The organism is Actinoplanes sp. NPDC049548, from assembly GCF_040676695.1.
Taxonomy (GTDB): Bacteria; Actinomycetota; Actinomycetes; order Mycobacteriales; family Micromonosporaceae; genus Actinoplanes.
This window is the reverse complement of the sequence record NZ_JBFAPM010000001.1, coordinates 253,490-276,919: the sequence shown is the minus strand read 5'-3', so window position 1 is coordinate 276,919 and position 23,430 is coordinate 253,490. Positions and strand designations below refer to the sequence as shown.

The window sequence follows — 23,430 nt, the reverse complement described above, 5'->3', positions numbered from 1 at the left end:
TCTCAGACCAGGCCCTTGACGAGGCGCAGCATCTCGGTGACGGACCCCGCGGGGTCGGTCACCGGGAACTGAACGGCCCGAATCGTCGTAGTGGCGTCGACGAACAGGGTCAGCCGCTTGAAGCGGTCAGCGCCACCTGCGCGGAAGGTGGGCAGCCGCAGGCTCGCCGCCAGCCGCTCGTCCTGGTCGGAGATGAGCGGGTACGGCAGTCCCGCGTGCTCGGCGAAGGCCGCCAGCTGGTCGGGTCGCTGGGTGCTCACCCCGCGGATCTGCACCCCGTGGGCCGCGAAGTCGGCCGTGCGGGACGCGTAGGTGGTGCATTCCAGCGTGCAGCCGACAGCGCCCGGGATGTCGCCCCACCCGGGCGGGTACCCCTGCGATCCGGGCGCGAAGGCACCGGGGAAGAAGAACAGGACGGTGGGCCCGGCGACCTCGAGGCCCGGGATCCGGCGTCCGACCAGGCCGTTGACCCGGCGTGCCTCGGCGGACGAGGGGGCCGAGGTGGCGGTCAGCGAGCCGTCACCCATCACGTGCCGGGCGCCCCAGTCCTGCAGCGCGATGAGCACCGGCAGCAGGCCTTCGCCCTTCGGGGTCAGCAGGTAGTCGTAGCGGGGCGGGCGCTGCGAGTACGCCTCCCGTCGCAGCACGCCGTGCTCGACCAGGCTGCCGAGCCGCTCGGTGAGGGCACGGCGGCTCATGCCGAGCTCCCGCTGCAGTGCGTCGAAGCGGGTCACTCCCCCGGCGATGTCCCGCACGAGCAGGAACGTCCACCAGTCGGCGAGCACGCCGAGCGCCTGCGCGATGCCGCAGTCGGCATCCACGAGTTCGACACGTCGCACGCCGTTCACTATAGTCCGTTCCAGATTGGAACTGACTCGAACGGGGGCGGGGACCGTGAGCGTCTTCTGGCGGTGGTGGGCGGCCGGCACGACCAGCGGGGCCGGCACCGCGATCGGCAGCGTGGCGCTGCCGTTGACGGCGCTCGCGGTCCTCGACGCAACCCCGTTCGAGATGGGCCTGATCGCGGCCGCCCGCTACGCCGCCTGGATCGTGATCGGGCTGCCGGCCGGGGTGATCGTCCAGCGCCTGCCGTTGCGCGGCACGCAGGTCGGCGCGGACCTCGCCCGGGCGGCGGCGGTGGCGTCGGTCCCGCTCGCCTGGTGGGCCGGGCAGCTGACCGTCGCGCACCTCGTGGCCACGGCGCTCGTCATCAGCTTCGCCAACGTGCTGTTCGACGTGGCGAACGCGACCTTCCTGCCGGAGATCGTGGACCGCGACCAGCTCCAGTCCCGCAACAGCCTGACCTCGGGTACGCACGCCGCCACCGACCTGGGCGGCCCGTCCGTCGGCGGCGTGATCGTGCAGCTCCTCGGATCCGTGCCGACCCTGCTCGTGGACGCGGCGAGCTACCTGGCCTCGGCGGTCCTGCTACGGACGCTGCCGGCGCGCCGGACCGCCAGGCCCGACCGGTGGCCGCCGATGGGCGAGATGATGCGCGAGGGCTTCAGGTACGTGGTCCGCCACCCCGCGATGGGTCCGGGCATGTGGGCGGCCACCGCGGCCAACTTCGTCTGCGGCGCCCAGCTCGCCCTGTATCCGCTCTACCTCGTCCGCGACCTGGACGCCGCGCCGGGCCTGGTAGGCGTCCTGCTCGCCGCGGACGGCGTCGGCACGCTGCTCGGGGCCGCCCTGACCACCCGCTTCACGGACGCGGTCGGCACCGCCCGGGGCCTGGTCATCAGCGGCTTCGTCGCGGTGGCCGGCGCGCTCGTGGTGCCGTGGGGTGCCGGGCACACCGCGTACGCGACCTTCGTGCTCGGCAATCTGGCCTTCGCGGCGGGCGTGGTGGTGCTGAGTGTGACCACCCGGACGTACCGGCAGACCGCCAGCCCGCCGGAGCTGCTGAGCCGGGTCATGGCCACGGTCCGGTTCGTCTCCTGGGGTGCCATCCCGGTCGGCGGACTGGTGGCGGGCACGCTGGCAGGGCCGTTCGGGGCGCGCACGACCCTGGTGGTGCTCGGCGCGGTGACCGTCTGCGTGCCGCTGGCCTGGCTGCTCTCGCCGGTACGCGGCCTGCGCGACCTGAGCGAGGTACCCGTACCTGTACGGGTCTGACGAAACGGAACGGGCCGCCCCCGGAGGGACGGCCCGTTCTGCTGTTCGGCTGGACTCAGAAGTCCATGTCTCCGCCGCCCGGGGCACCGGCCGGGGCCGGGTTCTTCTCGGGCTTGTCCGCCACGACCGCCTCGGTCGTGAGGAACAGCGCGGCGATCGACGCGGCGTTCTGCAGCGCCGAGCGGGTGACCTTGGCCGGGTCGATGATGCCCGCGGCCAGCAGGTCGACGTACTCGCCGTTGGCGGCGTTCAGGCCGTGGCCCGACTCCAGGTTGCGCACCTTCTCCACCACGACGCCGCCCTCGAGGCCGGCGTTCACGGCGATCTGACGCAGCGGGGCGTCGAGCGCGACCTTGACGATGTTGGCACCGGTGGCCTCGTCGCCCTGCAGGTCGAGCTTGTCGAACGCGGTCTTGCCGGCCTGCACGAGCGCCACGCCACCGCCGGGCACGATGCCCTCCTCGACGGCCGCCTTCGCGTTGCGGACGGCGTCCTCGATGCGGTGCTTGCGCTCCTTCAGCTCGACCTCGGTGGCCGCGCCGACCTTGATGACCGCCACGCCGCCGGCCAGCTTGGCCAGGCGCTCCTGCAGCTTCTCGCGGTCGTAGTCGGAGTCCGACTTCTCGATCTCGGCGCGGATCTGGTTGACCCGGCCCTGGATCTGCTCGGCGTTGCCGGCACCGTCGACGATCGTCGTCTCGTCCTTGGTGATGACGACCTTGCGGGCCTGGCCCAGCAGGCTCAGGTCGGCGGCGTCGAGCTTGAGGCCGACCTCCTCGCTGATGACCGTGCCGCCGGTGAGGATGGCGATGTCGTCCAGCATGGCCTTGCGGCGGTCACCGAAGCCCGGGGCCTTGACGGCGACGGACTTGAAGGTGCCACGGACCTTGTTGACGACCAGGGTCGCCAGGGCCTCGCCCTCGACGTCCTCGGCGATGATGACCAGCGGCTTGCCGCCCTGCATGACCTTCTCGAGGACGGGCAGCAGGTCCTTGACCGCGGAGATCTTGCTGTTGGCGATGAGGATGTACGGGTCGTCGAAGACGGCCTCCATCCGCTCGGCGTCGGTCATGAAGTACGCCGAGATGTAGCCCTTGTCGAAGCGCATGCCCTCGGTGAGCTCGAGCTCGAGGCCGAAGGTGTTGCTCTCCTCGACGGTGATGACGCCTTCCTTGCCGACCTTGTCCATGGCCTCGGCGATGATCTCGCCGACGGTGGAGTCACCGGCCGAGATGGAGGCGGTGGAGGCGATCTGCTCCTTGGTCTCGACGTCCTTGGCGATCTGCGAGAGGCCCTCGGAGACGCTCGCGACGGCGGCCTCGATGCCCCGCTTCAGGGCCATCGGGTTCGCACCCGCCGCGACGTTACGCAGACCCTCGCGGACCAGCGCCTGGGCGAGGACGGTCGCCGTCGTCGTGCCGTCGCCGGCGACGTCGTCGGTCTTCTTGGCGACCTCCTTGACCAGCTCGGCGCCGATCTTCTCGTAGGAGTCCTCGAGCTCGATCTCCTTGGCGATCGACACACCATCGTTGGTGATGGTGGGCGCGCCCCACTTCTTCTCGAGCACGACGTTGCGGCCCTTGGGGCCGAGCGTCACCTTGACGGCGTCGGCGAGCTGGTTCATGCCCCGCTCGAGGCCGCGACGAGCTTCCTCGTCGAATGCGATGATCTTGGCCATACGGCTGTGTCCTCCTGGACATTCGCGGTGCCGGGCCTCCTCGGCCCCGCCCTCCGCACGGTGCGGAACACTGGCGGACGTCACCACCTGGCGATGTGACGTCCTCAGGTCGAGCCGGATGGCCCGCGACGACCGGTCCCGTGCCCCGGCACCGATGGCGGCGCCGTGGCCGCGACCCCACCGTGCCCGACCTGTTCAAGCTGTCTGGCACTCACACCTCGCGAGTGCCAATGACTTGTTTAGCACTCTGGTGGGTCGAGTGCAAGGACAACCCCGCGCCCCGAGGGACCGCGCTCCCGTTCACTGATCACGCTACGTGAATCGTCAGCACGTGATCGTGATTAGTCCGTCCGACGCTCGTCCGATCGGCCGCGGCGCACGTACTACCTCCCGGCGATGGTGATTACCGGACCGAGGAGCGAATCAGTGGACGACCGTGTGATCGGCGCGCAAGGGCGTACCCGCCTGTTGGAGCCGGGCAGCCGGCACGTCCCGGCTCAGCGATCACCGAGGGTCACCGGCTCCAGGCCTCTGCTCAGCGTCGTGGTGCCGGCTCACAACGTCGAGGCGTACCTCGGTGAGTGTCTCGAGTCACTCGCCCGGCAGACGTACAGCGCCCTCGACGTCATCGTCGTCGACGACGGATCCGTCGACGCCACCGCGGCGATCGCCGACGAGTGGGCCCGCAGAGACCTCCGCTTCCGGGTCATCCACCAGCGCGAAGGGGGCCCCGGCCAGGCCCGCAACGCCGGCATCGCGATCGCCCGGGGCACGTTCCTGACGTTCGCCGACGGGGACGACGTCGTCCCGCCGTACGCGTACGAGACGATGATGACCACCCTGGAGCAGACGGGTTCCGACTTCGCCTGCGGCGCAGTGCGCGCCCTGACCTCCAAAGGCCTCGCCGCCTCGCGCCTGCACGCGCCGACCTTCACCGAGACCGCGCTGCGTACCCACGTCAGTAAGCGGCTCACCCTGCTCAAGGACCGCACGGTGTGGAACAAGATCTACCGCCGCCGGTTCTGGGACGACCACGCCCTCGCCTTCCCCGAGGGCGTCGTCTTCGAAGACGTCCCGGTCGCCCTGACCGCCCACGCGATGGCCACCGCGGTCGACGTGGTCGACGTCCCGGTCTACTACTGGCGCAAGCGGGAGAACGGCGAGAAGTCCATCACGCAGCGCAAGACCGACTGGAAGACCACGGCCGACCGGCTGCACGCGGTCGACCGGGTCAGCCGCTTCCTGGGCGAGCACCACGGGGGCGAGGTCAAGCGGGCGTACGACGCCAACGTGCTGGTCGACGACTTCGCCCTCGTGCTGAAGGCGCTGCCGGACGCCGACCCCGAGTTCCAGGCGTCGTTCCTGCGCGAGGTGAACCTCTTCCTCGCCCGGGTCCGCCCCGGCACGATCGAGAGCCTGCCGCCCAAGTACGCGGTCGCCTGGCACCTCGTGCGCGGGAACAAGCTCCGCGAAGCCGTCGAGGTGCTCCTCGCCAGCCGGCCCGGCATGCCGATCCGCGTCCGGCACGAAGGCAACAAGCGGTACGCCGAGCTGCCGTTCCTCGACGACCCGGCGGTGGGCGTCCCGCGCGAGCTCTATGCCATGGGCAAGCCCGCGGTCCGCAGCCAGATCACCGAGCTCGGCCGGCGCGACGGCAAGCTCGTGATCCGCGGGTACGCGTACATCGACGGCACCGCCGCCAGCTCCCGCTGGACCTCCGTCCGCATCATCCGGCTGCGCGAGCGCGAGACGGGCCGCACCATCACCCTGCCCGCCATCCCGCGCCGCGAACCGGAGGCGACCGCGACGTCCAGCCACGGCGACAAGTCCTACGACTGGTCCGGCTTCGAGGTCACGGTCGACCCCGCCGCCCTGCAGTCCGGTGGCGGCTGGAACGAGGGCCGCTGGCAGGTCGCGGTCGGCATCATCCACGGCACCAAGCTGCGCAAGGGCCGGCTCAAGGTGGGCCCGAACCCCGGCCGGCTGCGGCTCGAACCGCAGCGTCTCGACGCCACCACGCAGCTCACCCCGGTCGCCGAGGGCGCGTACATCCTCTTCCGCGTCGACAAGGTCACCGCCGAGAGCACGGCCATCGCGTTCGAGGACGACAAGCTCGTCATCGACGGTCTTGTCCGCGGTCCGAAGCCCGGCGCCGGCCGGCTGCGCCTGTGCCGGGTTCCCGGCGTCGCCGAGGCCTCCGCGGCGGTCACGTTCGGCGAGACCCGGGAGGGCGCCACGGCGTTCCGCGCGGTGGTGCCGCTGCAGCCGCTGTTCGCGTACGCCGGGCCGGCCGTCATGCCGCCACCGGGCGGTGCCATGGACCGGTGGCGCATCGAGGTGGCGTTCTCCAGCGGTGACCGGCAGTCGGTGCACCTGCTCAGCGACGACCTGCCCACCGCCCGGTCCGGCATGTTCGACCGGCAGGTGTTCGTCCGGCGTACGGCGGCCGGCCTGCTGTGGCTGTGCTCCCGCGCCCACGGCCCGGTGGCCGGGTCGGCGCAATGGCGTCCGGACGGCTCGCTCGTGCTCACCGGCGACTTCGACCCGGCCGGCGGCGCACCGCAGATCAAGCTGCGCCTGCAGGGCGCCGCCGAGGAGCGGGCGTTCACGGTGACCACCGACGGCGGCCGGTGGACGGCGCGGCTCCACCCCGGCAGGATCGAGTCGTGGGGCGGCCACGTCGAGCTGCGCCCGGGTCTCTGGGATCTCCTGGTCAGCCACCGCGCGGGCGGCGCCGTCTCGATGACCGACCTCGTCGTGACCGACGACGTGCGCGCCGGGTGCCCGGCGCAGTCCCCTGACCAGCACCGCGAGTTCGCGCTGGAGGCGGCCGGGGACGACTTCCTCACGTTGCGGGCGGGACCCGTGCTGCAGGTCGACGAGCGCGGCGCGTACGCCCGGACCCGGCTGCGCAGGAAGCGCACGGCGACGCTGCGCCGCACCCCGCTGCGCGAGGCCGTGATCTTCGAGAGCTTCGGCGGCCGCCAGTATTCGGACAGCCCCCGCGCCATGCACGAGGAGCTGCTCCGCCGGGGCCTGCCGCTCGAGGCGCAGTACCTGACCGTCCGCGAGGGCCAGGCCTCCCCGCCGGAGACGCTGACGCCGGCCCGCCTCGGCGGCACCGAGTGGTACGACGCGCTCGCGACCTGCCGCTACATCGTCACCAACTCGCATCTGCCCGACTGGTTCGAGCGCCGCCCGGGCCAGGTCGTGGTCCAGACCTGGCACGGCACCCCGCTCAAGCGCATCGGCTTCGACGTGACCGACATCCGGCACGCCGACCGCAACTACCTGCAGCGGGTCGAGAAGGAGACGCCCAACTGGTCGTTCCTGGTGTCCCCCAACCGCTTCAGCACGCCCGTCCTGCAGCGGGCCTTCCGCTACGGCGGGGAGATGCTCGAGTCCGGCTACCCCCGCAACGACCTCCTCTTCAACACCGACAGCTGCGCTACCGCGGCCATCCGTCGCCACCTCGGCCTCCCGGCCGGCAAGCGGGTCGTCCTGTACGCCCCCACGTGGCGCGACGACGAGTTCTACGGCCAGGGCCGCTACAAGATGTCGATGCAGCTCGACCTCGCCGCCGCCCGCCGCATGCTCGGCGACGACCACGTCCTGCTGGTGCGCCGCCACCCGAACGTCATCGACCCCATCCCGGACGACGGCTCGGGCTTCGTCCTGGACGTGTCGACCTACCCGGACATGGCGGACCTGCTCGCGGTCGCCGACGTGCTCGTCACGGACTACTCGTCGACGATGGTCGACTTCGCCGCCACCGGCCGGCCGATCCTGCTGTACACGTACGACCTGGAGCACTACCGCGACCGGCTCCGCGGCTTCTACCTCGACTTCGAGAAAGAGGCGCCGGGACCGCTGCTGATGACGTCGGAGGACGTGATCAAGTCCCTGGCGGAGCTCGCGGTGGACCCGGACCTGTACGCGGACCAGCGCCGAGCCTTCCAGGCCCGTTTCTGCGACCTGGACGACGGCAACGCGACGAAGCGCGTCGTGGACCGGATGCTGGAGCTCGGCTCCCCAGCCTGACGGAGGGTCGCAAAAGCGGCATCCGGGTTGCCTGCCCCGCGCCCAGCGGGTAGGCAAACACCATGACCAGCACGCTGGCGCCCACTTCCGCCGTGCACCGGGTGACCCCGGAGGACGCGGCGAGGATGCGCGCCCTTCGGCTGGAGATGCTGGCCGACAGCCCCCTGGCGTTCCTGGAGACGCTGGCCCAGGCGGCGGCGCGCCCGCACGCGGACTTCCGGCGCCGGATCGTGCAGGCGTCGGCGGGCGGCCAGCTCGCCCAGTTCGTGGCCGACCCGGGCGCGGCCGGGCGGCTCATCGGCCATGCGGGGGGCACCGTGCTGCCCGAGGAGCCCGCCGCGACCGTGGTCTTCGCCGTCTACATCACGCCCGCGCACCGGGGGCGGGGCGTGCTGGCGTCGCTGGTGGACGCCGTCGCGCAGTGGTCGCTGTCGCGGGGCCGGCGCGAGCTGATGCTGGAGGTCGTGGTCGGCAACGACCGGGCGGTCCGGGCCTACGAGCGGCTGGGCTTCGAGGACACCGGGGTAAGGGTCCCGCACCCGGTCATCCCGGCTCTGCAGGAGCTCCAGATGCGCCGCCGGGCATGACCACGCCCTCCGACACCGGGCAGCCGTCGGGCGGCACGCCGCCTGCGAGGCCACCGTTGCGGCGGTGGCCGCTGGCGCGGTCCGTGCTGACGGCGGTGAACGGGACCACGCTGGCCGGCCTGGCGGTCGCCGTCCTCACCGGCGCGAAGGTGCGGCGCGGCCGCCACGGCATCCTCGTCGCCGAGGGATACCGCCGGAAGGTGCCACCGGCGACCTGCTTCACCGTCGGGTCGGTCATCCTCACCCGCCGCAGCGCCGAATGGCTGCTGCACGAGCACCGCGCCGCCCTGCTGGCCCACGAGAGCCGGCACGCGGGCCAGTACGCGATCCTGGGACCGCTGTTCTGGCCGGCCTACTGGGCGGCCTGTGGCTACTCCTGGCTGCTGACCGGCAGCTACGGCAGCCGCAACGTCTTCGAGCGGCACGCCGGCCTCGACAAGGGTGGCTACGACGTCGCGCCGCTGCGCCCGTGGGCGAGCAAGCTCCGCAGGGGAAAGTGACGGGCCTGGCGCGGACCGGCGGACCGGCCCGGGCCAGGCCCGGAAGTTGGTCGAGAGGACGCGCGCACAGCGCCTCCGGCACTGGGTCGTTGGGCCCCGGAGAGATTGTCGCCAAGCTCGAAGGTGGGGCCACGTACGGCGTCGCGTCCTCCCGCGTAGAGCATCCTGCCGATCGCGAGATCCCGGCGCAAGTCCTCCGGGGAAGGAATTCTCGACGTTGGGCAGGAAGTCGACTACGAAGAGTTATCCCAGCAGGCCCGCCTCGCGTGCGCCGCGCAGGGACGGCTTGATGCGGTGGGTGGGGCCGACCAGGCCGGCGACCGCGTCGATCGTCTTGAGGCCCTCGCCCGTGTTGAACACGACCGTCTCCTTGGCCGGGTCGAGCTTGCCGCTCTCCACGAGCTTCTTCAGGACGGCGACAGTCGTGCCGCCGGCCGTCTCGGCGAAGATGCCGGTGGTCTTGGCGAGCAGGCGGATGCCCTCGCGGATCTCGTCGTCGTCGGCGTAGTCCATCCAGCCGCCGGTGCGCTGGACCGCCTCGATCGCGTACGCGCCCGCGGCAGGGTCGCCGATGTTCAGGGACTTGGCGATGCCGGTCGGCTTGACGGGGATGATCTGGTCGGTGCCGTTGTGCAGGGCCACGGCGATGGGGTTGCACCCGGCCGACTGGGCGCCGAAGACGGTCCAGCCCTCCTCGGGGGCCTCGACCAGGCCGATCTCCACCAGCTCGGTGAACGCCTTGTCGACCTTGGTGAGCAGCTCGCCCGAGGCCATCGGGATGACGACCTGGGCCGGGATGCGCCAGCCGAGCTGTTCGGCCACCTCGTAGCCGAGGGTCTTGGAGCCTTCCGCGTAGAACGGGCGCACGTTGACGTTGACGAACGCGGTGTCCTCGAACTCGTCGGTCTCCACGAGCTCGCCGCAGAGCCGGTTCACGTCGTCGTAGGAGCCCTCGATGGCGACCAGGCCGCCGCCGTACACCGCGGAGGTGATGATCTTGCCGGCCTCGAGGTCGCTGGGGATGAAGACGATGCTGGGCGCTCCGGCGCGGGCGGCGTGTGCGGCCACGGAGTTGGCCAGGTTGCCGGTGGAGGCGCAGGCGAAGCGGGTGAAGCCGAGCTCGCGGGCGGCGGTCAGGGCGACCGAGACGACCCGGTCCTTGAAGGAGTGGGTCGGGTTGGCGGAGTCGTCCTTGACCCAGAGCGGCGCGTTGAGGCCGATCTCGGCGGCCAGGGCGGGCGCGGCGACCAGCGGGGTGAGGCCCGGGTCGAGGGTCACGCGGGTGGCCGGGTCCTGGCCGGCGGGCAGCAGGGCGGCGTAGCGCCAGATGTTCTGCGGGCCGGACTCGATCTGTTCGCGGGTGACCGTGGCGAGGGCGGCGGTGTCGTACGCGACTTCCAGCGGGCCGAAACACTCGTAACACGCGTGCTGCGCGGCGAGGGGGAACTCCGTGCCGCAGCCGCGACACACGAGGGCTCGGGCGGGGCTGGTGGACTGGGTGGGGGCGTCGACCGTCGACGTCATACGAGGCTCCTTCTCATCTTCCCCGGCGCGGGATCACCGGGACGGAATTAGCACCTGCCGCGCGCTGGCCTCGTCATCGAGTCGAGCGCGGTGGTTGCCGGGGCGTCTTCGGGCCGTATCCCTCAGCCCCTCTGGATGAGGTATTCAGTTGTGTTACCAACACCTTACGTGGTGACGCGCCGATGCCAAGAGCGCTGTCCCGAGGTATGGGTCACGCGAGGTGGCGCCGGGTGCATAGGGTGACGCTCGTCATGTTCACTACGCCGGGAGGTGCGGCGTGAGCGCCGTCCTTGAAATCCAGGGTCTGCAGAAGACCTATCGCAGCCGGAAGGGGGTACGCAGGGCACTCGACGGCTTCGACATGGTGGTCGAGGCAGGCCAGGTGCACGGCTTCCTCGGCCCCAACGGCTCCGGGAAGACGACTACGCTGCGTACCCTGCTGGGTCTGATCCGTCCCAATGCCGGCCGCATGGCGATCCTGGGCCGGGAGGTGCCCGAGGCACTGCCCGAGGTGGCCGGCTCGGTGGGCGCGATCGTCGAGAGCCCGCAGTTCTTCGGCAACTTCACCGCACAGGACACGCTGTCGCTGCTGGCCGACGCGGGCGGCGTCGAGCGGACCCGGGTGACCGAGGTGCTGGAGCTCGTCGGGCTCCGGGACCGGGCGGGGGACCGCGTCAAGACGTACTCGCTGGGCATGAAGCAGCGGTTGGCGGTGGCGTCCGCGCTGCTCAAGAACCCCAAGCTGCTGATCCTGGACGAGCCCGCCAACGGCCTGGACCCGGGCGGCATCCGGGAGATGCGCACGCTGATGCGCAACCTGGCCGAGTCGGGCATGACCGTGGTGCTCTCCAGCCACATCCTCGGCGAGATCCAGCTGATCTGCGACTCGGTGACGATCATCGCGGCCGGGCGCCGGGTGGCGGCCGGCAGCGTGGCCGACGTCCTGGCCCAGCACGCCGGCTCCTCGGTGCGGGTACGCGTGGAGACGATCGCCGAGCTCCCCACCGCGGCGAGCGCTCTGCGCGAGGCCGGCGCCCACGTCGCCCTGGAGACCGACCACCTGATGGTGAGCAACGCCAACCAGCCCAGCGCGATCACCCGGGTCCTCGCCCAGCGCGGGATCTACGTCTCCGAGCTGGCGCCCGTCGCGGTCGACCTCGAGAGCGTGTTCCTCGAGCTCACCGGCACCGCGCCGGTCGAGGGCGAGCACCGGCAGGTCGACCAGACGGTCATGGCCCAGGCGGGCCCGGCGCAGGGTGGGTGGGGACAGTGAGCCTGTACACGGCGGAGACCCGGCGGCTCACGAAGCGCCGTTTCACCCGTTTCTTCGTCCTCGGCGTGGCCGTCGTGCTCGCCGCGATCGCGGTCGGCATGTTCCTCAGCCACCACAAGAACACCCCGGACGTGGTGGCGGCCGCCCAGGCCCGGGCCGACCAGGAGTACCAGCAGGCGGTGGTGCAGGCGGACGCGGAGCGCAAGGCCTGCCAGGCGCAGCCGGGTGCGGACTGTACGAACATGTGGACGCCGACCCGGGAGGACTTCCAGGCCGACTGGTACATGCCGGCCACCTTCGACTTCCGGAAGCAGTTCGGGGAGATGGAGACGGCGCTGGCAGCGATTCTCGCGATGGCCGCCTTCGTCATCGGGGCCTCCTACGTGGGCGCGGAGTGGAACAGCGGCGGGATGATGAACCTGCTGCTGTGGCGGCCGCAGCGGCTCAAGGTGCTCTCGACGAAGCTCGGCGCCCTGCTGGTGGTGCTGGCCGGCGTGACGGTGGTGCTCTCCGCGGTCTGGACCGGCATCTTCGCGATGATCGCCAACCTGCGCGGTTCGATGGGGAACATGACCTCCGGCGCGTGGCAGTCCATCCTGCTCATGGAGCTGCGAGGGCTGGTGCTCGTGCTCATCGCGGGGGCGGTCGGCTTCGGCCTGGCCTCGCTGGGCCGGCACACGGCGGTGGCGATGGGCGTCGCGATCGGTGTCATCGTGCTGTTCCAGTTCGGGCTCGGCACGGTGCTGCAGCTGGCCCAGGTGAAGTTCCTCGAGGCCTACCTGATCCCGATCTGGGGGATGGCCTGGATGAACAAGGAGGTCAAGCTGGAGGACTACAACGCCTGCAACGTCTCGCCGGACGGCTGCGTCCCCGACACGCTGACCATCACCTGGCCGATGGCCGGCGGGGTCTTCGCCGCCGTGGTGGTCCTCGTGGTGGGTGTAGCGATGTGGACAATGCGTAACCGGGACATCACCTGAGGTAACTTCGGTGGAAGGCGCGCGGCGGGGATCGCCGGCTGCCACTATGGTGTCGGCCCTCGCCGCGCGGGCCCTTCCACCACCCCGAGGTAATCATGCATCCCGATGCCGCCCTCAACGAGCAGCAGATACCGGCCCCCCGCGACGCCGAACCGGCCGAAGCCGGTTCCGGCACTCCCGAGCAGCCCGCCCTGACCGACCGCGAGCAGCAGATCCTCGCCTTCGAGCAGAAGTGGTGGAAGCACGCCGGCTCCAAGGAGCAGGCGATCCGGGACACCTTCGGACTCTCCTCGACCCGCTACTACCAGATCCTCAACGGCTTGCTGGACAACCCGGCCGCGCTGGCACACGACCCTGTCCTGGTCGGCCGGCTTCGCCGCCTGCGTTCCACCCGGGCCCGCACCCGCCGCCGCTAGCCCGGTGCGTGGGTGGAGGCGTACGCCTCCAGCCACGCCACCTGCACCGGGTCGAGCGACGCCCGGATCCGCTTGCGGGCGGTCGCCACGTGCCCGGCCGTCACGGTCGTCGCGTCGAGGGACTCCCGCATCGCCGCCAGCGCCGCCTCCCGGATCAGCGCGGCGCAGTCGGCCGCCGAGAAGCCCTCGAGCTCCGCGCCGAGCGCGTCCAGGTCGACCGCCTCGTCCAGCGGCACCGACTTCGACGAGGCGCGCAGGATCGCGGCACGGGCGTCGGCGTCGGGTGGCGGCACGAAGACCAGGCGCTCGAGCCGGCCCGGCCGCAGCAGCGCCGGGTCGATCAGGTCCGGCCGGTTCGTCGCGCCGATCACCACGACGTTGCGCAGGGCCTCGACGCCGTCCAGCTCGGTCAGCAGCGCGGCCACGACCCGGTCGGTCGTCCCGCCGTCGGTGGCCTGCCCGCGGGTCGGGGCCAGGGCATCGACCTCGTCCAGGAACACCAGGGTGGGGGCGGCCTCGCGGGCGCGGCGGAACAGCTCCCGCACGGCCCGTTCACTGTCGCCGACCCATTTGCTGAGCAGCTCGGCGCCCTTGACCGACAGGACGTTCGCTTTGCCCGTACCCGCGATGGCCTTGACCAGATAGGTCTTGCCGCATCCCGGCGGCCCGTAGAGCAGGACGCCGCGCGGGGGTTGCACGCCCAGGCGCGCGAAGGTGTCGGGATAGGTCAGCGGCCACAGCACCGACTCGGTGAGCACCTGCTTGACCTCCGCCATGTCCCCCACGTCGTCGAGGGTGACCTGGGCGACCTCCAGCGTCGACTCGGCCATCGAGGTCGGGCGGACCACGTCGAGGGCCGCCTCGAAGTCGGCCATGGTGACGGTCGGCGACACCGCGTCCTTCTGCCGCAGAGCGGCCCGGACCCCGGCCTCGCGGGCCAGCGCACCCAGGTCGGCGGCGACGAACCCCGGGGTACGCCCGGCGACGTCGTCCAGCCGCACGTCCTCGGCGAGCGGCATCCCGCGAGTGAGCACGCGCAGCTGGTCACGACGCATGGCCGCGTCCGGCAGCGGCACCGCGAGCTGCACCGCGAGCAGATCCGGCGAGCGCAGCGACGGGTCGACGGACTCCGGGCGGCTCGTCGTGCAGACCACCGCCGCACCGGACTTCACCAGATCGGCCACCACCTGCCGGAACACCGTGGCGAGCGGGCCCGGCTCGTCGCGCGGCGCGAGGGCCTCGACGTCGGCGACCAGCAGCACGGCCGGACCGCCGGCGCGTACGTCCTTGGCCACGGCCCGCAGCCGGGTCGCGGCGGCGTCGTTGGTCAGCGCCGCCAGCTCGGGCGCCCAGACCGGCAGCACGGTCGCCCCGACGCTCGCGGCGACCGCGCGGACCAGGGCCGACTTCCCGGAGCCGGCCGGGCCGGACACCAGCACGCCGAGCGACACGGTGGTGCCCAGCCGCCCCAGCACCTCCCGGTGGTGGAAGCCGAGGTCGAGCAGCTCGGTGAGCTCCTGCGCCTGGGCACGCAGCCCGGGCAGGTCGTCCACGCTGGGTGGCGGCGTGTCCGGGTCGGTGGACGCGGGCTCCACGCGGGCCGGCGCGGACTCCGCTGCCGGGCGTACGGATGAGACCTGACCGTCCTGCCAGCCGACCACGGTGTCCATCGTGACCAGCGCGGCGTCGCTCTCCTCGACCTCGACGACCTGCAGCAGCGTGCTGGTCCAGGCGTAGCCCACCCGGTTGGCCAGACTGCGCCGGGCGGCCTCCACCAGCGGTTTGTGCCCGGCCTCGGGAAGCACGTCCTGCGGCAGCAGCGACACGTCGTCGCCGGCGCTGACCACCTTGCCGAGCAGGGCCAGGCGCAGCATCTCCGGCGAGACCACAGCGACGATCTCGGCCGGGCCGGTCAGCGTCACCCGGCGCGCCCCGGCCACCGGCACCGGCGTCACGGTCACCTGACCGCCGTCGCGCAGGCCCAGGTTGCCGATGGTCAGGTCGTCGGCGTAGAGCAGCGCGCGGCTGGCGCCCGGCTCGGCCCGGGCGGCGATGCCGGCGGTGGTGCGCCGCCCGGTGAGCCGCAGCGGGTCGCCCGGGTTGACGGCCAGGGCCGCCATGACCTCGGGGTGCAGCCGCACGATGCCGCGGCGTGCGTCGAGGGCCGCCGGCCGCTGGGTCACGGTCAGCGTGAGATCGTCTGGCACCGTGGCGCCTTTCCGTTTGGACGAGGGGACTAGGTTGACACGCTATCGCCGTCAGTCGCCCCGGGGAGGCACACCACAATGAGGCACCGCCGCGCCGCCATGGCCGTTGCCGCGCTCACGCTGCTCGGCGTCGCTGCCTGCAGCGACGACGCCGACGACAAGGGTCCGGCCTCCGTGACGCCCGGAGTCTCCGCCGGCGCATCGCCCTCAGCGGTCCCCGGCACGTCGTCGGCCGCTCCCGGGGAGTCGCCGGCCGCTCCAGGCGGCAAGCCGACCGAGGGTACGGCGTCGAAGAAGCCACCGAAGAAGGGCGGCGGCGCCGTCCAGGGTCCGGCCGGCAGGGGCTGACCCTCGGTTCACAGCTCGCGCTCAGCGGGCCGCGGATAGCGTTGATCGCATGCCTGCCCCGAAGCTGCGCCGTGCCCTGCCCCGCCCGACGCGGCGCCGGCTCCTGGCGGGCGCGGCGGTGCTCGTGCTCGTGGCGGCCCTGGTGACCTGGGCGGCCCTGCCCGAACGCCGGTCCTGGACCGCGACCGACCAGCGCCTCACCGTGCTGTCCGGCCCCTCCGGGACCGAGCCCGTCGCCCTCGACACCCGCTTCTACCTGCCGAAGGCCCGGGACGGCAAGGTGCCGGCGGTGCTGCTGGCGCACGGCTTCGGGGGTACGAAGAATTCCGTCAGCGACGACGCCGAGTCCCTGGCCGACCGGGGCTACGCCGTGCTGACCTGGACCGCCCGCGGCTTCGGGGCCAGCGCCGGGGAGATCCACCTCGACAGCCCGGACTACGAGGTCAAGGACGCCCAGCGCCTGCTCGACTGGCTCGCCCAGCGGCCCGAGGTGCGCACGGACGCGGCCGGCGACCCCCGCGTCGGCGTGGTCGGCGGCTCGTACGGCGGCGCGCTCGCCCTGCTGCTGGCCGGCACCGACCCGCGCGTCGACGCCATCGTGCCGTTGATCACCTGGAACGACCTCGGCACGGCGTTCTTCCCCCAGTCGGCCGCCGGCGTGACGGCCCCCGGCGTGTTCAAGAAGAGCTGGGCGGGACTGTTCTTCGGCAGCGGATCGGCGTCGCCCCTCGAAGCCGCCAGGCCCACCGCGCCGGGCGACCCCGCGTGCGGGCGGTTCGCGGCGGACGTCTGCGCGGCGTACCTGAAGATGGCGACTACCGGTACGCCCGACGCCGCCACCACCGCCTTGCTGCGCCGTTCCAGCCCGGCCACCGTGCTGGACCGGATCAAGGCGCCGACGCTGCTGATCCAGGGCGCGGTCGACACGCTCTTCCCGCTGTCCGAGGCGGACGCCAACGCCCGGGGCATCGCCGGAACCGGCACCCCCGTCCGGGTCGCCTGGTTCACCGGCGGGCACGACGGCGGCGCCGGCCCGCAGACCGACCAGGACCGGACGAAGTTCCTCACCGCGCAGTGGCTCGACCACTACGTCAAGGGCTCCGGCGAAGCCCCCGCGACCAGCTTCACGTTCTCGCGGGTGGCCGGCTTCAGCGCCCTGGACCGGGGGCTGGTCACCAACGGCTACTCGGATCCGGCGTACCCGGGTCTGGGCGGGAGCGGGCACACCGCGGTGACCGTCGGCGGCCCGGCGCAGCAGATCGCCAACCCGCCGAACGGCAACCCGGGCGCCCTGTCGTCCCTGCCCGGCGTCGGTGGCCGGCTCAGCTCGCTGCTCGGCGGCGTCGCCGGTGACCTGCCCGGCCAGCACGCCACCTTCGAGTCGGCGCCGCTGGACAGCGGCGTCGACGTCGCGGGCGCCCCCACGGTCACGCTGCGGGCGGCCTCACCGACCGGCTCGGCGACACTGTTCGTGAAGCTCTACGACGCGGACCCGAACGGCACGGCGACCCTGAGCGGCGGCCTGATCGCCCCGGTCCGGCTCACCGGCCTGCCCAGGGACATCGCCTCGGCCCGGCCCGTCACCGTCACGCTGCCGGGCGTGGTGCGGCGCATCGACGCTGGTCATACCGTACGGGTTGTCGTGGCGACCTCGGACCAGGCGTTCCTGACACCGGCCGACCCGGCGGTCTACACCGTCGCCGTGGAACCGACGGTCACGCTGCCGACGCTCGCCGGCACGCCGATCGCCAACCCGCAGGTCGTCTGGCGCTGGGTCCTGCTCGGCCTGGTGGGCGCGATCCTCCTCGGCCTCGTCGCCGTGCTCCTGCTGCGCCGCCGTCGGCACGACGAGCCGGTCAGCGAGTTCGCGGACACCCCGCTGGTGGTCCGGGGCCTGCGCAAGGCGTACGCCGACGGGTTCGTCGCCGTGGAGCAGGTGGACTTCCGGGTCGAACGCGGCCAGGTCGTCGGCCTGCTCGGCCCCAACGGCGCCGGTAAGACGACCACGCTGCGGGTGCTCATGGGCCTGACCATGCCGACCTCGGGCGACGCCCTGGTGTTCGGGCGCCGGCTGGTCCCCGGCGCGCCCATCCTGTCCCGGGTCGGCGCGCTGGTCGAGGGTCCGGGTTTCCTGCCGCACCTCAGCGGCTACGAGAACCTGCGGGCGTACTGGCAGGCGACCGGCCGGCCGCTCGAGGACGCGCACTTCGACGAGGCGCTGGAGATCGCCGGCCTGGGCGACTCGGTGCACCGCCGGACGAAGAACTACAGCCACGGCATGCGGCAGCGGCTCGCGATCGCCCAGGCGATGCTGGGCCTGCCCGAACTGCTCGTCCTCGACGAGCCCACCGACGGCCTCGACCCGCCGCAGATCGCCGAGATGCGCCGGGTCCTGCGCCGCTACGCCACCGACGGCCGCGCGGTGCTGGTCTCCAGCCATCTGCTCGCGGAGGTCGAACAGACCTGCACCCACGCCGTGGTGGTCAACAAGGGCCGGATCGTGGCGGCCGGACCGGTCGACGAGATCGTCGGCGAGTCGCCGTCGGTGCAGCTGTCGGTCTCGGACGTCACCACCGCGGCCACCGTGCTCGAGGGCCTCAACGTGCGCTCGGTGCAGCAGGACGGCGCCTTCGGGCTCATCGTCGACATGAACGGCACACCGCGCGAGGAGGTGGTGGCCTCCCTGGTCCGCGCCGGCGTCGGCGTCGACCGGGTGGTGCCCCGCCGCCGCCTCGAGGACGCGTTCCTCGCGCTGGTGGGCGACAACTCGCGGGGAAGTGGAGACCGATGACCAGCGCAGCCACCGGCTACCGGCCGTCCGCCACCCTGCCGCTACGAGCCGAGATCCGGCGGCAGGCTTCGCGGCGGCGTACCCAACTGGCCCTGGGTTTCATGGTCCTCCTGCCGTTGATCATCCTGCTGGCCTTCGAGTTCGGCGGCGGTGACGACGACGACAACGGCGGCGGCGCCTTCTCGTCGCTGGTCGACCTCGCCACCTCGGGCGGCCTGAACTTCGCCCTCTTCGCCATCTTCGTGTCGGCAGGCTTCCTGCTGGTCGTGGTCGTGGCCCTGTTCTGCGGCGACACAGTGGCGTCGGAGGCGAGCTGGGGCAGCCTGCGCTACCTGCTCGCCATCCCGGTCCCACGGGCCCGCCTGCTCGGCGTCAAGCTGGTCGTGGCACTGGCCTACTCGCTGACCGCGCTGCTCACCCTGGCGGGCACGGCCCTGCTCGTCGGCACCCTCCGGTACGGCTGGCACCCGCTCGGCAGCACGGTGGCCGCGGAGATCCCGGCCGGCGAGGGCGTCCTGAGGTTGCTGGCGATCCTCGGCTACCTGGCGGTGACCCTGATGGTCGTCGCCGGCCTGGCATTCCTGCTCTCGGTCCTGACGGACGCGGCGCTGGGCGCGGTCGGCGGCGCGGTCCTGCTGTGGATCCTGTCGAGCATCCTGGACCAGATCACGGCGCTGGGCTCGGTCCGCAACTTCCTGCCGACCCACTTCAGCGACGCGTGGCTGGGCCTGCTGTCGACGCCGATGCAGACGGACGACGTGGTCAAGGGCGCGATCTCGGCGATCTGTTACGCGACGCTGTTCTGGTCGCTCGCCTTCTACCGCTTCACCCGCAAGGACGTCACGTCGTGACGGAGGCGCGCAACGGCGACGTGTCGATCGCGTATGAGGTGTTCGGTCCGCCGCAGGGGCGTCCGCTGCTGCTGATCAGTGCCACCGAGGCGCAGATGGTGATGTACCCGCGGGAGCTGTGCGAGGCGCTGGTCGCGGCCGGCTTTCAGGTCGTGCGCTTCGACAACCGGGACTCCGGGCTGTCCACGCACCTCGTCGGCCGGCCCGCGCCCGCGCCGATCGTGGCGGCGCTGCGCCCGAGGTCGGCGCCGTACCTGCTCACCGACATGGCCGCTGACGCGGTCGCGGTGCTCGACGCGATGGGATGGGAGTCGGCGCACGTCGTGGGCTCGTCGATGGGTGGGATGATCGCGCAGACCGTTGCCATCGCGTATCCGGCGCGGGTGCGCAGTCTCACCTCGATCTCGTCCACGCCGTCCGTTCGTGTCGGAACGCGGCCGCCGCTGCGGGTGTTGCGCGCGATGACGAAGCTGCTGGCGCAGCCGGTGCGCTCGGCGGAGGAGGCGGCCGAGCGGGAGGTCGCGATCTACCGGCTCATGGGGTCGCCCGGCTACCCGCTGGACGAGGCCATGGTCCGCGAGATCGGCCGGGAGGCGTACGAACGCCACCCGGCCGACCCGGTGAGCGGCCGGCGCCAGCGGGCCGCGATCGCCGCGTCCGGCGACCGGCGTGCTGCGCTGGCGGAGCTACGGATGCCCGCGCTGGTCATTCATGGGGACGAGGACGTGATGATGCGGCCGGAGGCCGGGCGCGCGACGGCCGCGGCGATCCCGGGTGCGCGGCTGGTCACGTACCCGGGCATGGGCCATGACCTACCCCGCACCCTGTGGCCCCCGGTCGTGGAGGAGCTGCGGAAGCTGGCCGCCTAGCCATTCGGCCGTTATGACGGCCGCGGCGGTGACGTCAAGAAGTCGGACGGGCGACAGCGAAATTGCAGCAAAATCTCTACAGGTCGAGTCCATCTGTAGAGATCTTCCTGCAGAGCCTGTAGGGTAACCGCATGGGTACGGCGTTGCAGACTGCGCGCACTCGGCTGCAGGGGCTACCTGCAACCTTCACGTACTCCCAGGCACGGAAAGACGCCCACCTGACCGACCGGCACATGGCGGTACTACGGGAGCAAGGCCTCATCGACGCCATCAGCCGCGGTCTCTATCGTCGCGTCGACAAGGCGCTCAGCGGCGATCACGGCCCACTGGACATCGACCTTCTTGAGATAGCTCACCGGGCGCCAGCCGCCACACTGTGCCTGACAACGGCACTGGCGAGGCACGACCTCACCGACGCCATCCCCGCAACAATCGATGTCGCCCTGCCCCGCGGACGGCACCGGCCGGCCGTCAACGTACCGGTCTCGTGGCACTCGTTCGACCAGTCGACCTACGCGATAGGCCGAGAGCATCTCCGGTTGGACAACCACACGACCATCGGGATCTACTCCGCCGAGAGGTGCATCATCGACGCGTTTCGGCTCAGCCACCTCGAGGGTGAGGACCTCCCCATCGAGGCTCTTCGGCGATGGTTGCGCCGAAGGGGGAACATCCCCTCGACGCTGCTGACAATGGCGCAGGCCTTCCCCAAAGCTCAACGCTCGCTGCGATACGCCTTGAGGATTCTCCTTTGACCCCACCACGCCGAGACACCGCCGGCGGTCGCGCATATCTCGACCTGCAGAGACTGGCCCGGGACCAGAGGCGGCCCACCGACGAGCTCTTGCGGCTTTACGCCCTCGAGGGCTTTCTCGCACGGCTGGCCGTCTCGTCCTTCGCGCAGGACCTGGTACTCAAGGGCGGAGTACTCCTGGCGGCATACGCCACCCGCCGCCCAACGCGCGACATCGACCTGGAAGGGCTACGGCTGCCTAATGATGTCGAGCACTTGCTCAGCGTCGTCGCCGGCATCGCAAGCGTCCCGCAGGACGACGGGCTGATCTTCGACCTTGGCACTCTCCGCGCAGAGACGATCAGGGACAGTGACGACGACGTCTACAGCGGTGTACGAATCCATCTCCAGGCGGATCTGGCAACCGCCCGCCTCACCATCGGGATCGACATCAGCGTGGGTGATCCCATCATCCCCGCGCCCCAGGTCGTGGCCTTACCGCGACTTTTGGTCGCCGAGCCCGTCCGGCTAAAGGGCTATCCGATGACCATGGTCCTGGCGGAAAAGATCATCACAGCCGTACAACGCGGCAAAGCCAACACGCGATGGCGCGACTTCGCAGACATCTACCTGCTGATCGGACGACACGACGTTGAGGGACAGGCCCTTGCGACCGCGCTGACCGGGGTCGCCGAGTATCGGTAGACGCCGGTGCAACCGCTCCAGATGGTGCTCGACGGGTTCGCCGGCCAGGAGCAACGCCGGTGGAGCACCTGGCGACGTAAGAACAACATTGAGCTTCCGCACGAGTTCGCCGCAGTGCTCACTCGCGTCATCGACTTCGCCGACCCCATACTCACCGGCGCGGCCTCGGACCGACACTGGCGCTTCCGTGAGCTCCGATGGAACTAGCTACCCGCGACGCCCGCCCATCTCAGCACCACCAGTCCGGTCCCGTTCACCTCGACATGGTGAGACGTGACGTCATGACAGCCGCGCCCTTCGGGGCGCGGCCGTCTGTCGCGGGACTCAGTTCGGTGAGCCGGTGCCGGTGAGGATGCGGCTGCGGATGTAGCGGCCGGACTCGGTCAGGACGCCCGTGCCGGTGAACTGGGTGCCGCCGCAGGTGCCCTGCTTGAACACCGAGTTGCTCTCCCGGCCGTCGGAAAGGCTCCACATCCCGTACCCGATCTTCAGGCTCTTCAGCAGGTCGAGCCATGCGGTGGTGCTCGCGAAGTCGTTGGCGCCGTCGCCGGTGAAGGTCTGGGTGCCGAACTCGGTGACGAACAGCGGCAGCTTCTTCGCGGCCCGTGCCACGACCGCGCGGCGGTCCTCGCGGTGGGAAGCCGCGTAGAAGTGGAACGTGTACATGATGTTGTCGAACTTCACCGGGTCATTGACGATCTCGCTCTCGTCGCTGCCTTCGGAGAGGCCCAGCGAGGAGAAGCCCCGGGTGCCGACGATGACCACGCTGTCCGGCTTGTTCCTGCGGATCACCGGAATGATCTTCTCGGCGTAGGAGCGGATGCCGTCCCAGCTGACGCCGTTCGGTTCGTTGGCGATCTCGTAGAGCACGTTGTCCTGTCCGGCGTGGGCGGCGGAGATGTTCTGGAAGAAGGTCTCGGCCAGGTTCGCGTTCACGCGCGGGTCGCCCGGAGTGAGGATGTGGAAGTCCACGATCACGTACAGCCCGAGCTTGGTGGCCTGGTCGACCAGTCCGTTCACCTTCGCGGTGAAGCCCACCGGGTCGGTCTCGAGGCCGCCCTCCTGGACGTACATGGACAAGCGGATGAAGTCGGCCTTCCAGTCGTCACGCAGCGCGGCCAGTGAGCCGGCGTTCACGCAGTTCGGGAAGAACTGCAGGCCGTGGCTGCTCATGCCGCGAAGCTGGACCGGCGTGTTGTTCTCGTTGCACAGCTGCGTGCCGCACACCTTCAACCGGCCGTTGCGCGCCACCGGCGTCCCCGCCGGAGCCTCAGAAGCAGCCGGCCTGGTCGGCGGGATCGTGGTGGGAGCGGTGGTCGCCTTGGTCGGCTTGTTCGGCGCCGGTGCCGTCGTGGTGGGAGTGGTGGGAGCCGGGGTTCCGTTGAGCGTGCACGTCGACAGACCCTCGGCGTTCAGGTCGGGTTTCGCCGCGTTGCGTCCGATCGCCGTCTCGATCCGGTTGATCGCGGCGATCCGCTTGTCCCTCAGCGGTCCGAGGATGGCGTTCTGCACGAAGTTCGGACCGCCCTGCCCGACGGTGCTGCGCAGCCGGGCGTTCGCCTCCGCGACCTGCTCGTCGAGCAACGCCAGGTTCCGCTGGACATCGGCCCGCTGCTGGGCCGGCACCGTCACCCCGATGGTCACTTTCGGACAGTTGACGGTCGGTGCGGCCCGGTCGGCGGGTTGGGTCTCGCCGGCCGCCGCGACGCCCAGTCCGACTCCGACGCCGATCACCGCGATGCCGGCCACCATGCCGGCCTGCCATCGGCGCGCCCGGCTGCCGGACCTGGTGGATCGAGAGCTGACCATGAG

Annotated in this window: 18 protein-coding genes, 1 pseudogene and 1 riboswitch; of the genes and pseudogenes, 14 read left to right on the top strand and 5 right to left on the bottom strand. The window is 71.4% G+C overall.

Annotated elements, in window-relative coordinates:
- Nucleotides 1-2: 2 nt before the first annotated feature.
- On the bottom strand, nt 3-839 hold the full coding sequence (locus tag AB0J80_RS01245) for a winged helix-turn-helix transcriptional regulator (RefSeq protein ID WP_364699013.1): 837 nt from the start codon (nt 837-839) through the stop codon (nt 3-5).
- Between the two features lie 55 nt (nt 840-894).
- Here AB0J80_RS01245 and AB0J80_RS01240 point away from each other — a divergent pair, with 55 nt between their 5' ends.
- Nucleotides 895-2,115, top strand: a complete 1,221-nt coding sequence (locus AB0J80_RS01240) for an MFS transporter (protein ID WP_364699011.1) — start codon at nt 895-897, stop codon at nt 2,113-2,115.
- A 55-nt stretch (nt 2,116-2,170) separates the two neighbouring features.
- On the opposite strand, the gene groL is transcribed toward AB0J80_RS01240, so the two are convergent.
- Nucleotides 2,171-3,793 carry a chaperonin GroEL gene (gene groL / locus AB0J80_RS01235; RefSeq protein ID WP_364699009.1) on the bottom strand — a complete coding sequence of 541 codons (1,623 nt, stop codon included), beginning with the start codon at nt 3,791-3,793 and terminating at the stop codon, nt 2,171-2,173.
- A gap of 426 nt (nt 3,794-4,219) precedes the next feature.
- On the opposite strand from groL, the gene AB0J80_RS01230 reads away from it, so the two are divergent.
- The 3 genes from AB0J80_RS01230 to AB0J80_RS01220 all read left to right on the top strand — a co-directional run bounded on the left by AB0J80_RS01230 (nt 4,220) and on the right by AB0J80_RS01220 (nt 8,921).
- Nucleotides 4,220-7,834 (top strand): CDP-glycerol glycerophosphotransferase family protein, encoded by a 3,615-nt coding sequence (locus AB0J80_RS01230; protein WP_364699007.1) that lies wholly within the window; start codon nt 4,220-4,222, stop codon nt 7,832-7,834.
- 62 nt (nt 7,835-7,896) lie between these two features.
- Nucleotides 7,897-8,421, top strand: a complete 525-nt coding sequence (locus tag AB0J80_RS01225; protein ID WP_364699005.1) for a GNAT family N-acetyltransferase — start codon at nt 7,897-7,899, stop codon at nt 8,419-8,421.
- Nucleotides 8,418-8,921, top strand: coding sequence for a hypothetical protein (locus AB0J80_RS01220; protein ID WP_364699003.1), 504 nt, complete (start codon nt 8,418-8,420; stop codon nt 8,919-8,921). Before AB0J80_RS01225 ends, AB0J80_RS01220 begins: the two co-directional genes overlap by 4 nt.
- Nucleotides 8,922-9,164: 243 nt before the next feature.
- On the opposite strand, the gene thrC is transcribed toward AB0J80_RS01220, so the two are convergent.
- Complete coding sequence (thrC, locus tag AB0J80_RS01215) at nt 9,165-10,445, bottom strand: threonine synthase (protein WP_364699001.1); 1,281 nt, start codon at nt 10,443-10,445, stop codon at nt 9,165-9,167.
- Between the two features lie 10 nt (nt 10,446-10,455).
- Nucleotides 10,456-10,587, bottom strand: a riboswitch (SAM riboswitch).
- Between the two features lie 135 nt (nt 10,588-10,722).
- Here thrC and AB0J80_RS01210 point away from each other — a divergent pair.
- The 3 genes and pseudogenes from AB0J80_RS01210 to AB0J80_RS01200 form a co-directional block, all read left to right on the top strand.
- Entirely contained in the window at nt 10,723-11,718 is a 996-nt protein-coding gene (locus AB0J80_RS01210) for an ATP-binding cassette domain-containing protein (protein ID WP_364698999.1), read from the top strand.
- Complete coding sequence (locus tag AB0J80_RS01205; protein WP_364698997.1) at nt 11,715-12,698, top strand: ABC transporter permease subunit; 984 nt, start codon at nt 11,715-11,717, stop codon at nt 12,696-12,698. Before AB0J80_RS01210 ends, AB0J80_RS01205 begins: the two co-directional genes overlap by 4 nt.
- A gap of 191 nt (nt 12,699-12,889) precedes the next feature.
- Nucleotides 12,890-13,114 (top strand): annotated as a pseudogene (locus AB0J80_RS01200) (DUF3263 domain-containing protein); the annotation flags it as partial.
- On the opposite strand, the gene AB0J80_RS01195 reads toward AB0J80_RS01200, so the two are convergent.
- Complete coding sequence (locus tag AB0J80_RS01195) at nt 13,111-15,321, bottom strand: AAA family ATPase (protein ID WP_364698995.1); 2,211 nt, start codon at nt 15,319-15,321, stop codon at nt 13,111-13,113. The pseudogene AB0J80_RS01200 and the gene AB0J80_RS01195 sit on opposite strands and share 4 nt — an antisense overlap.
- Before the next feature lie 78 nt (nt 15,322-15,399).
- Here AB0J80_RS01195 and AB0J80_RS01190 point away from each other — a divergent pair, with 78 nt between their 5' ends.
- From AB0J80_RS01190 to AB0J80_RS01160, 7 genes are all read left to right on the top strand, one after another.
- Complete coding sequence (locus tag AB0J80_RS01190; protein WP_364698993.1) at nt 15,400-15,669, top strand: hypothetical protein; 270 nt, start codon at nt 15,400-15,402, stop codon at nt 15,667-15,669.
- Between the two features lie 49 nt (nt 15,670-15,718).
- Entirely contained in the window at nt 15,719-18,460 is a 2,742-nt protein-coding gene (locus AB0J80_RS01185; protein WP_364698991.1) for an alpha/beta fold hydrolase, read from the top strand.
- Nucleotides 18,457-19,311 (top strand): ABC transporter permease subunit, encoded by an 855-nt coding sequence (locus AB0J80_RS01180; protein ID WP_364698989.1) that lies wholly within the window; start codon nt 18,457-18,459, stop codon nt 19,309-19,311. The genes AB0J80_RS01185 and AB0J80_RS01180 overlap by 4 nt, the downstream gene beginning before the upstream one ends.
- Nucleotides 19,308-20,180 (top strand): alpha/beta hydrolase, encoded by an 873-nt coding sequence (locus AB0J80_RS01175; RefSeq protein WP_364698987.1) that lies wholly within the window; start codon nt 19,308-19,310, stop codon nt 20,178-20,180. Before AB0J80_RS01180 ends, AB0J80_RS01175 begins: the two co-directional genes overlap by 4 nt.
- 131 nt (nt 20,181-20,311) lie before the next feature.
- Nucleotides 20,312-20,935, top strand: coding sequence for a hypothetical protein (locus tag AB0J80_RS01170; protein WP_364698985.1), 624 nt, complete (start codon nt 20,312-20,314; stop codon nt 20,933-20,935).
- Nucleotides 20,936-21,024: 89 nt separating this feature from the next.
- Nucleotides 21,025-21,618, top strand: a complete 594-nt coding sequence (locus AB0J80_RS01165) for a nucleotidyl transferase AbiEii/AbiGii toxin family protein (protein WP_364698983.1) — start codon at nt 21,025-21,027, stop codon at nt 21,616-21,618.
- Nucleotides 21,619-21,624: 6 nt separating this feature from the next.
- A complete protein-coding gene (locus AB0J80_RS01160) occupies nt 21,625-21,825 on the top strand; it encodes a hypothetical protein (RefSeq protein WP_364698981.1) in 201 nt (66 codons plus the stop codon).
- Between the two features lie 117 nt (nt 21,826-21,942).
- On the opposite strand, the gene AB0J80_RS01155 is transcribed toward AB0J80_RS01160, so the two are convergent.
- Complete coding sequence (locus tag AB0J80_RS01155; protein WP_364698979.1) at nt 21,943-23,427, bottom strand: glycoside hydrolase family 5 protein; 1,485 nt, start codon at nt 23,425-23,427, stop codon at nt 21,943-21,945.
- Nucleotides 23,428-23,430: the final 3 nt, after the last annotated feature.

Excerpts from the sequence above, each read along its gene's own strand:
- groL (WP_364699009.1), bottom strand. The coding sequence starts at position 3,793 with ATGGCCAAGATCATCGCATTCGACGAGGAAGCTCGTCGCGGCCTCGAG.
- AB0J80_RS01225 (WP_364699005.1), top strand. The coding sequence starts at position 7,897 with ATGACCAGCACGCTGGCGCCCACTTCCGCCGTGCACCGGGTGACCCCG.
- AB0J80_RS01220 (WP_364699003.1), top strand. The coding sequence starts at position 8,418 with ATGACCACGCCCTCCGACACCGGGCAGCCGTCGGGCGGCACGCCGCCT.
- thrC (WP_364699001.1), bottom strand. The coding sequence starts at position 10,445 with ATGACGTCGACGGTCGACGCCCCCACCCAGTCCACCAGCCCCGCCCGA.
- AB0J80_RS01190 (WP_364698993.1), top strand. The coding sequence starts at position 15,400 with ATGAGGCACCGCCGCGCCGCCATGGCCGTTGCCGCGCTCACGCTGCTC.
- AB0J80_RS01185 (WP_364698991.1), top strand. The coding sequence starts at position 15,719 with ATGCCTGCCCCGAAGCTGCGCCGTGCCCTGCCCCGCCCGACGCGGCGC.
- AB0J80_RS01180 (WP_364698989.1), top strand. The coding sequence starts at position 18,457 with ATGACCAGCGCAGCCACCGGCTACCGGCCGTCCGCCACCCTGCCGCTA.
- AB0J80_RS01170 (WP_364698985.1), top strand. The coding sequence starts at position 20,312 with ATGGGTACGGCGTTGCAGACTGCGCGCACTCGGCTGCAGGGGCTACCT.
- AB0J80_RS01155 (WP_364698979.1), bottom strand. The coding sequence starts at position 23,427 with ATGGTCAGCTCTCGATCCACCAGGTCCGGCAGCCGGGCGCGCCGATGG.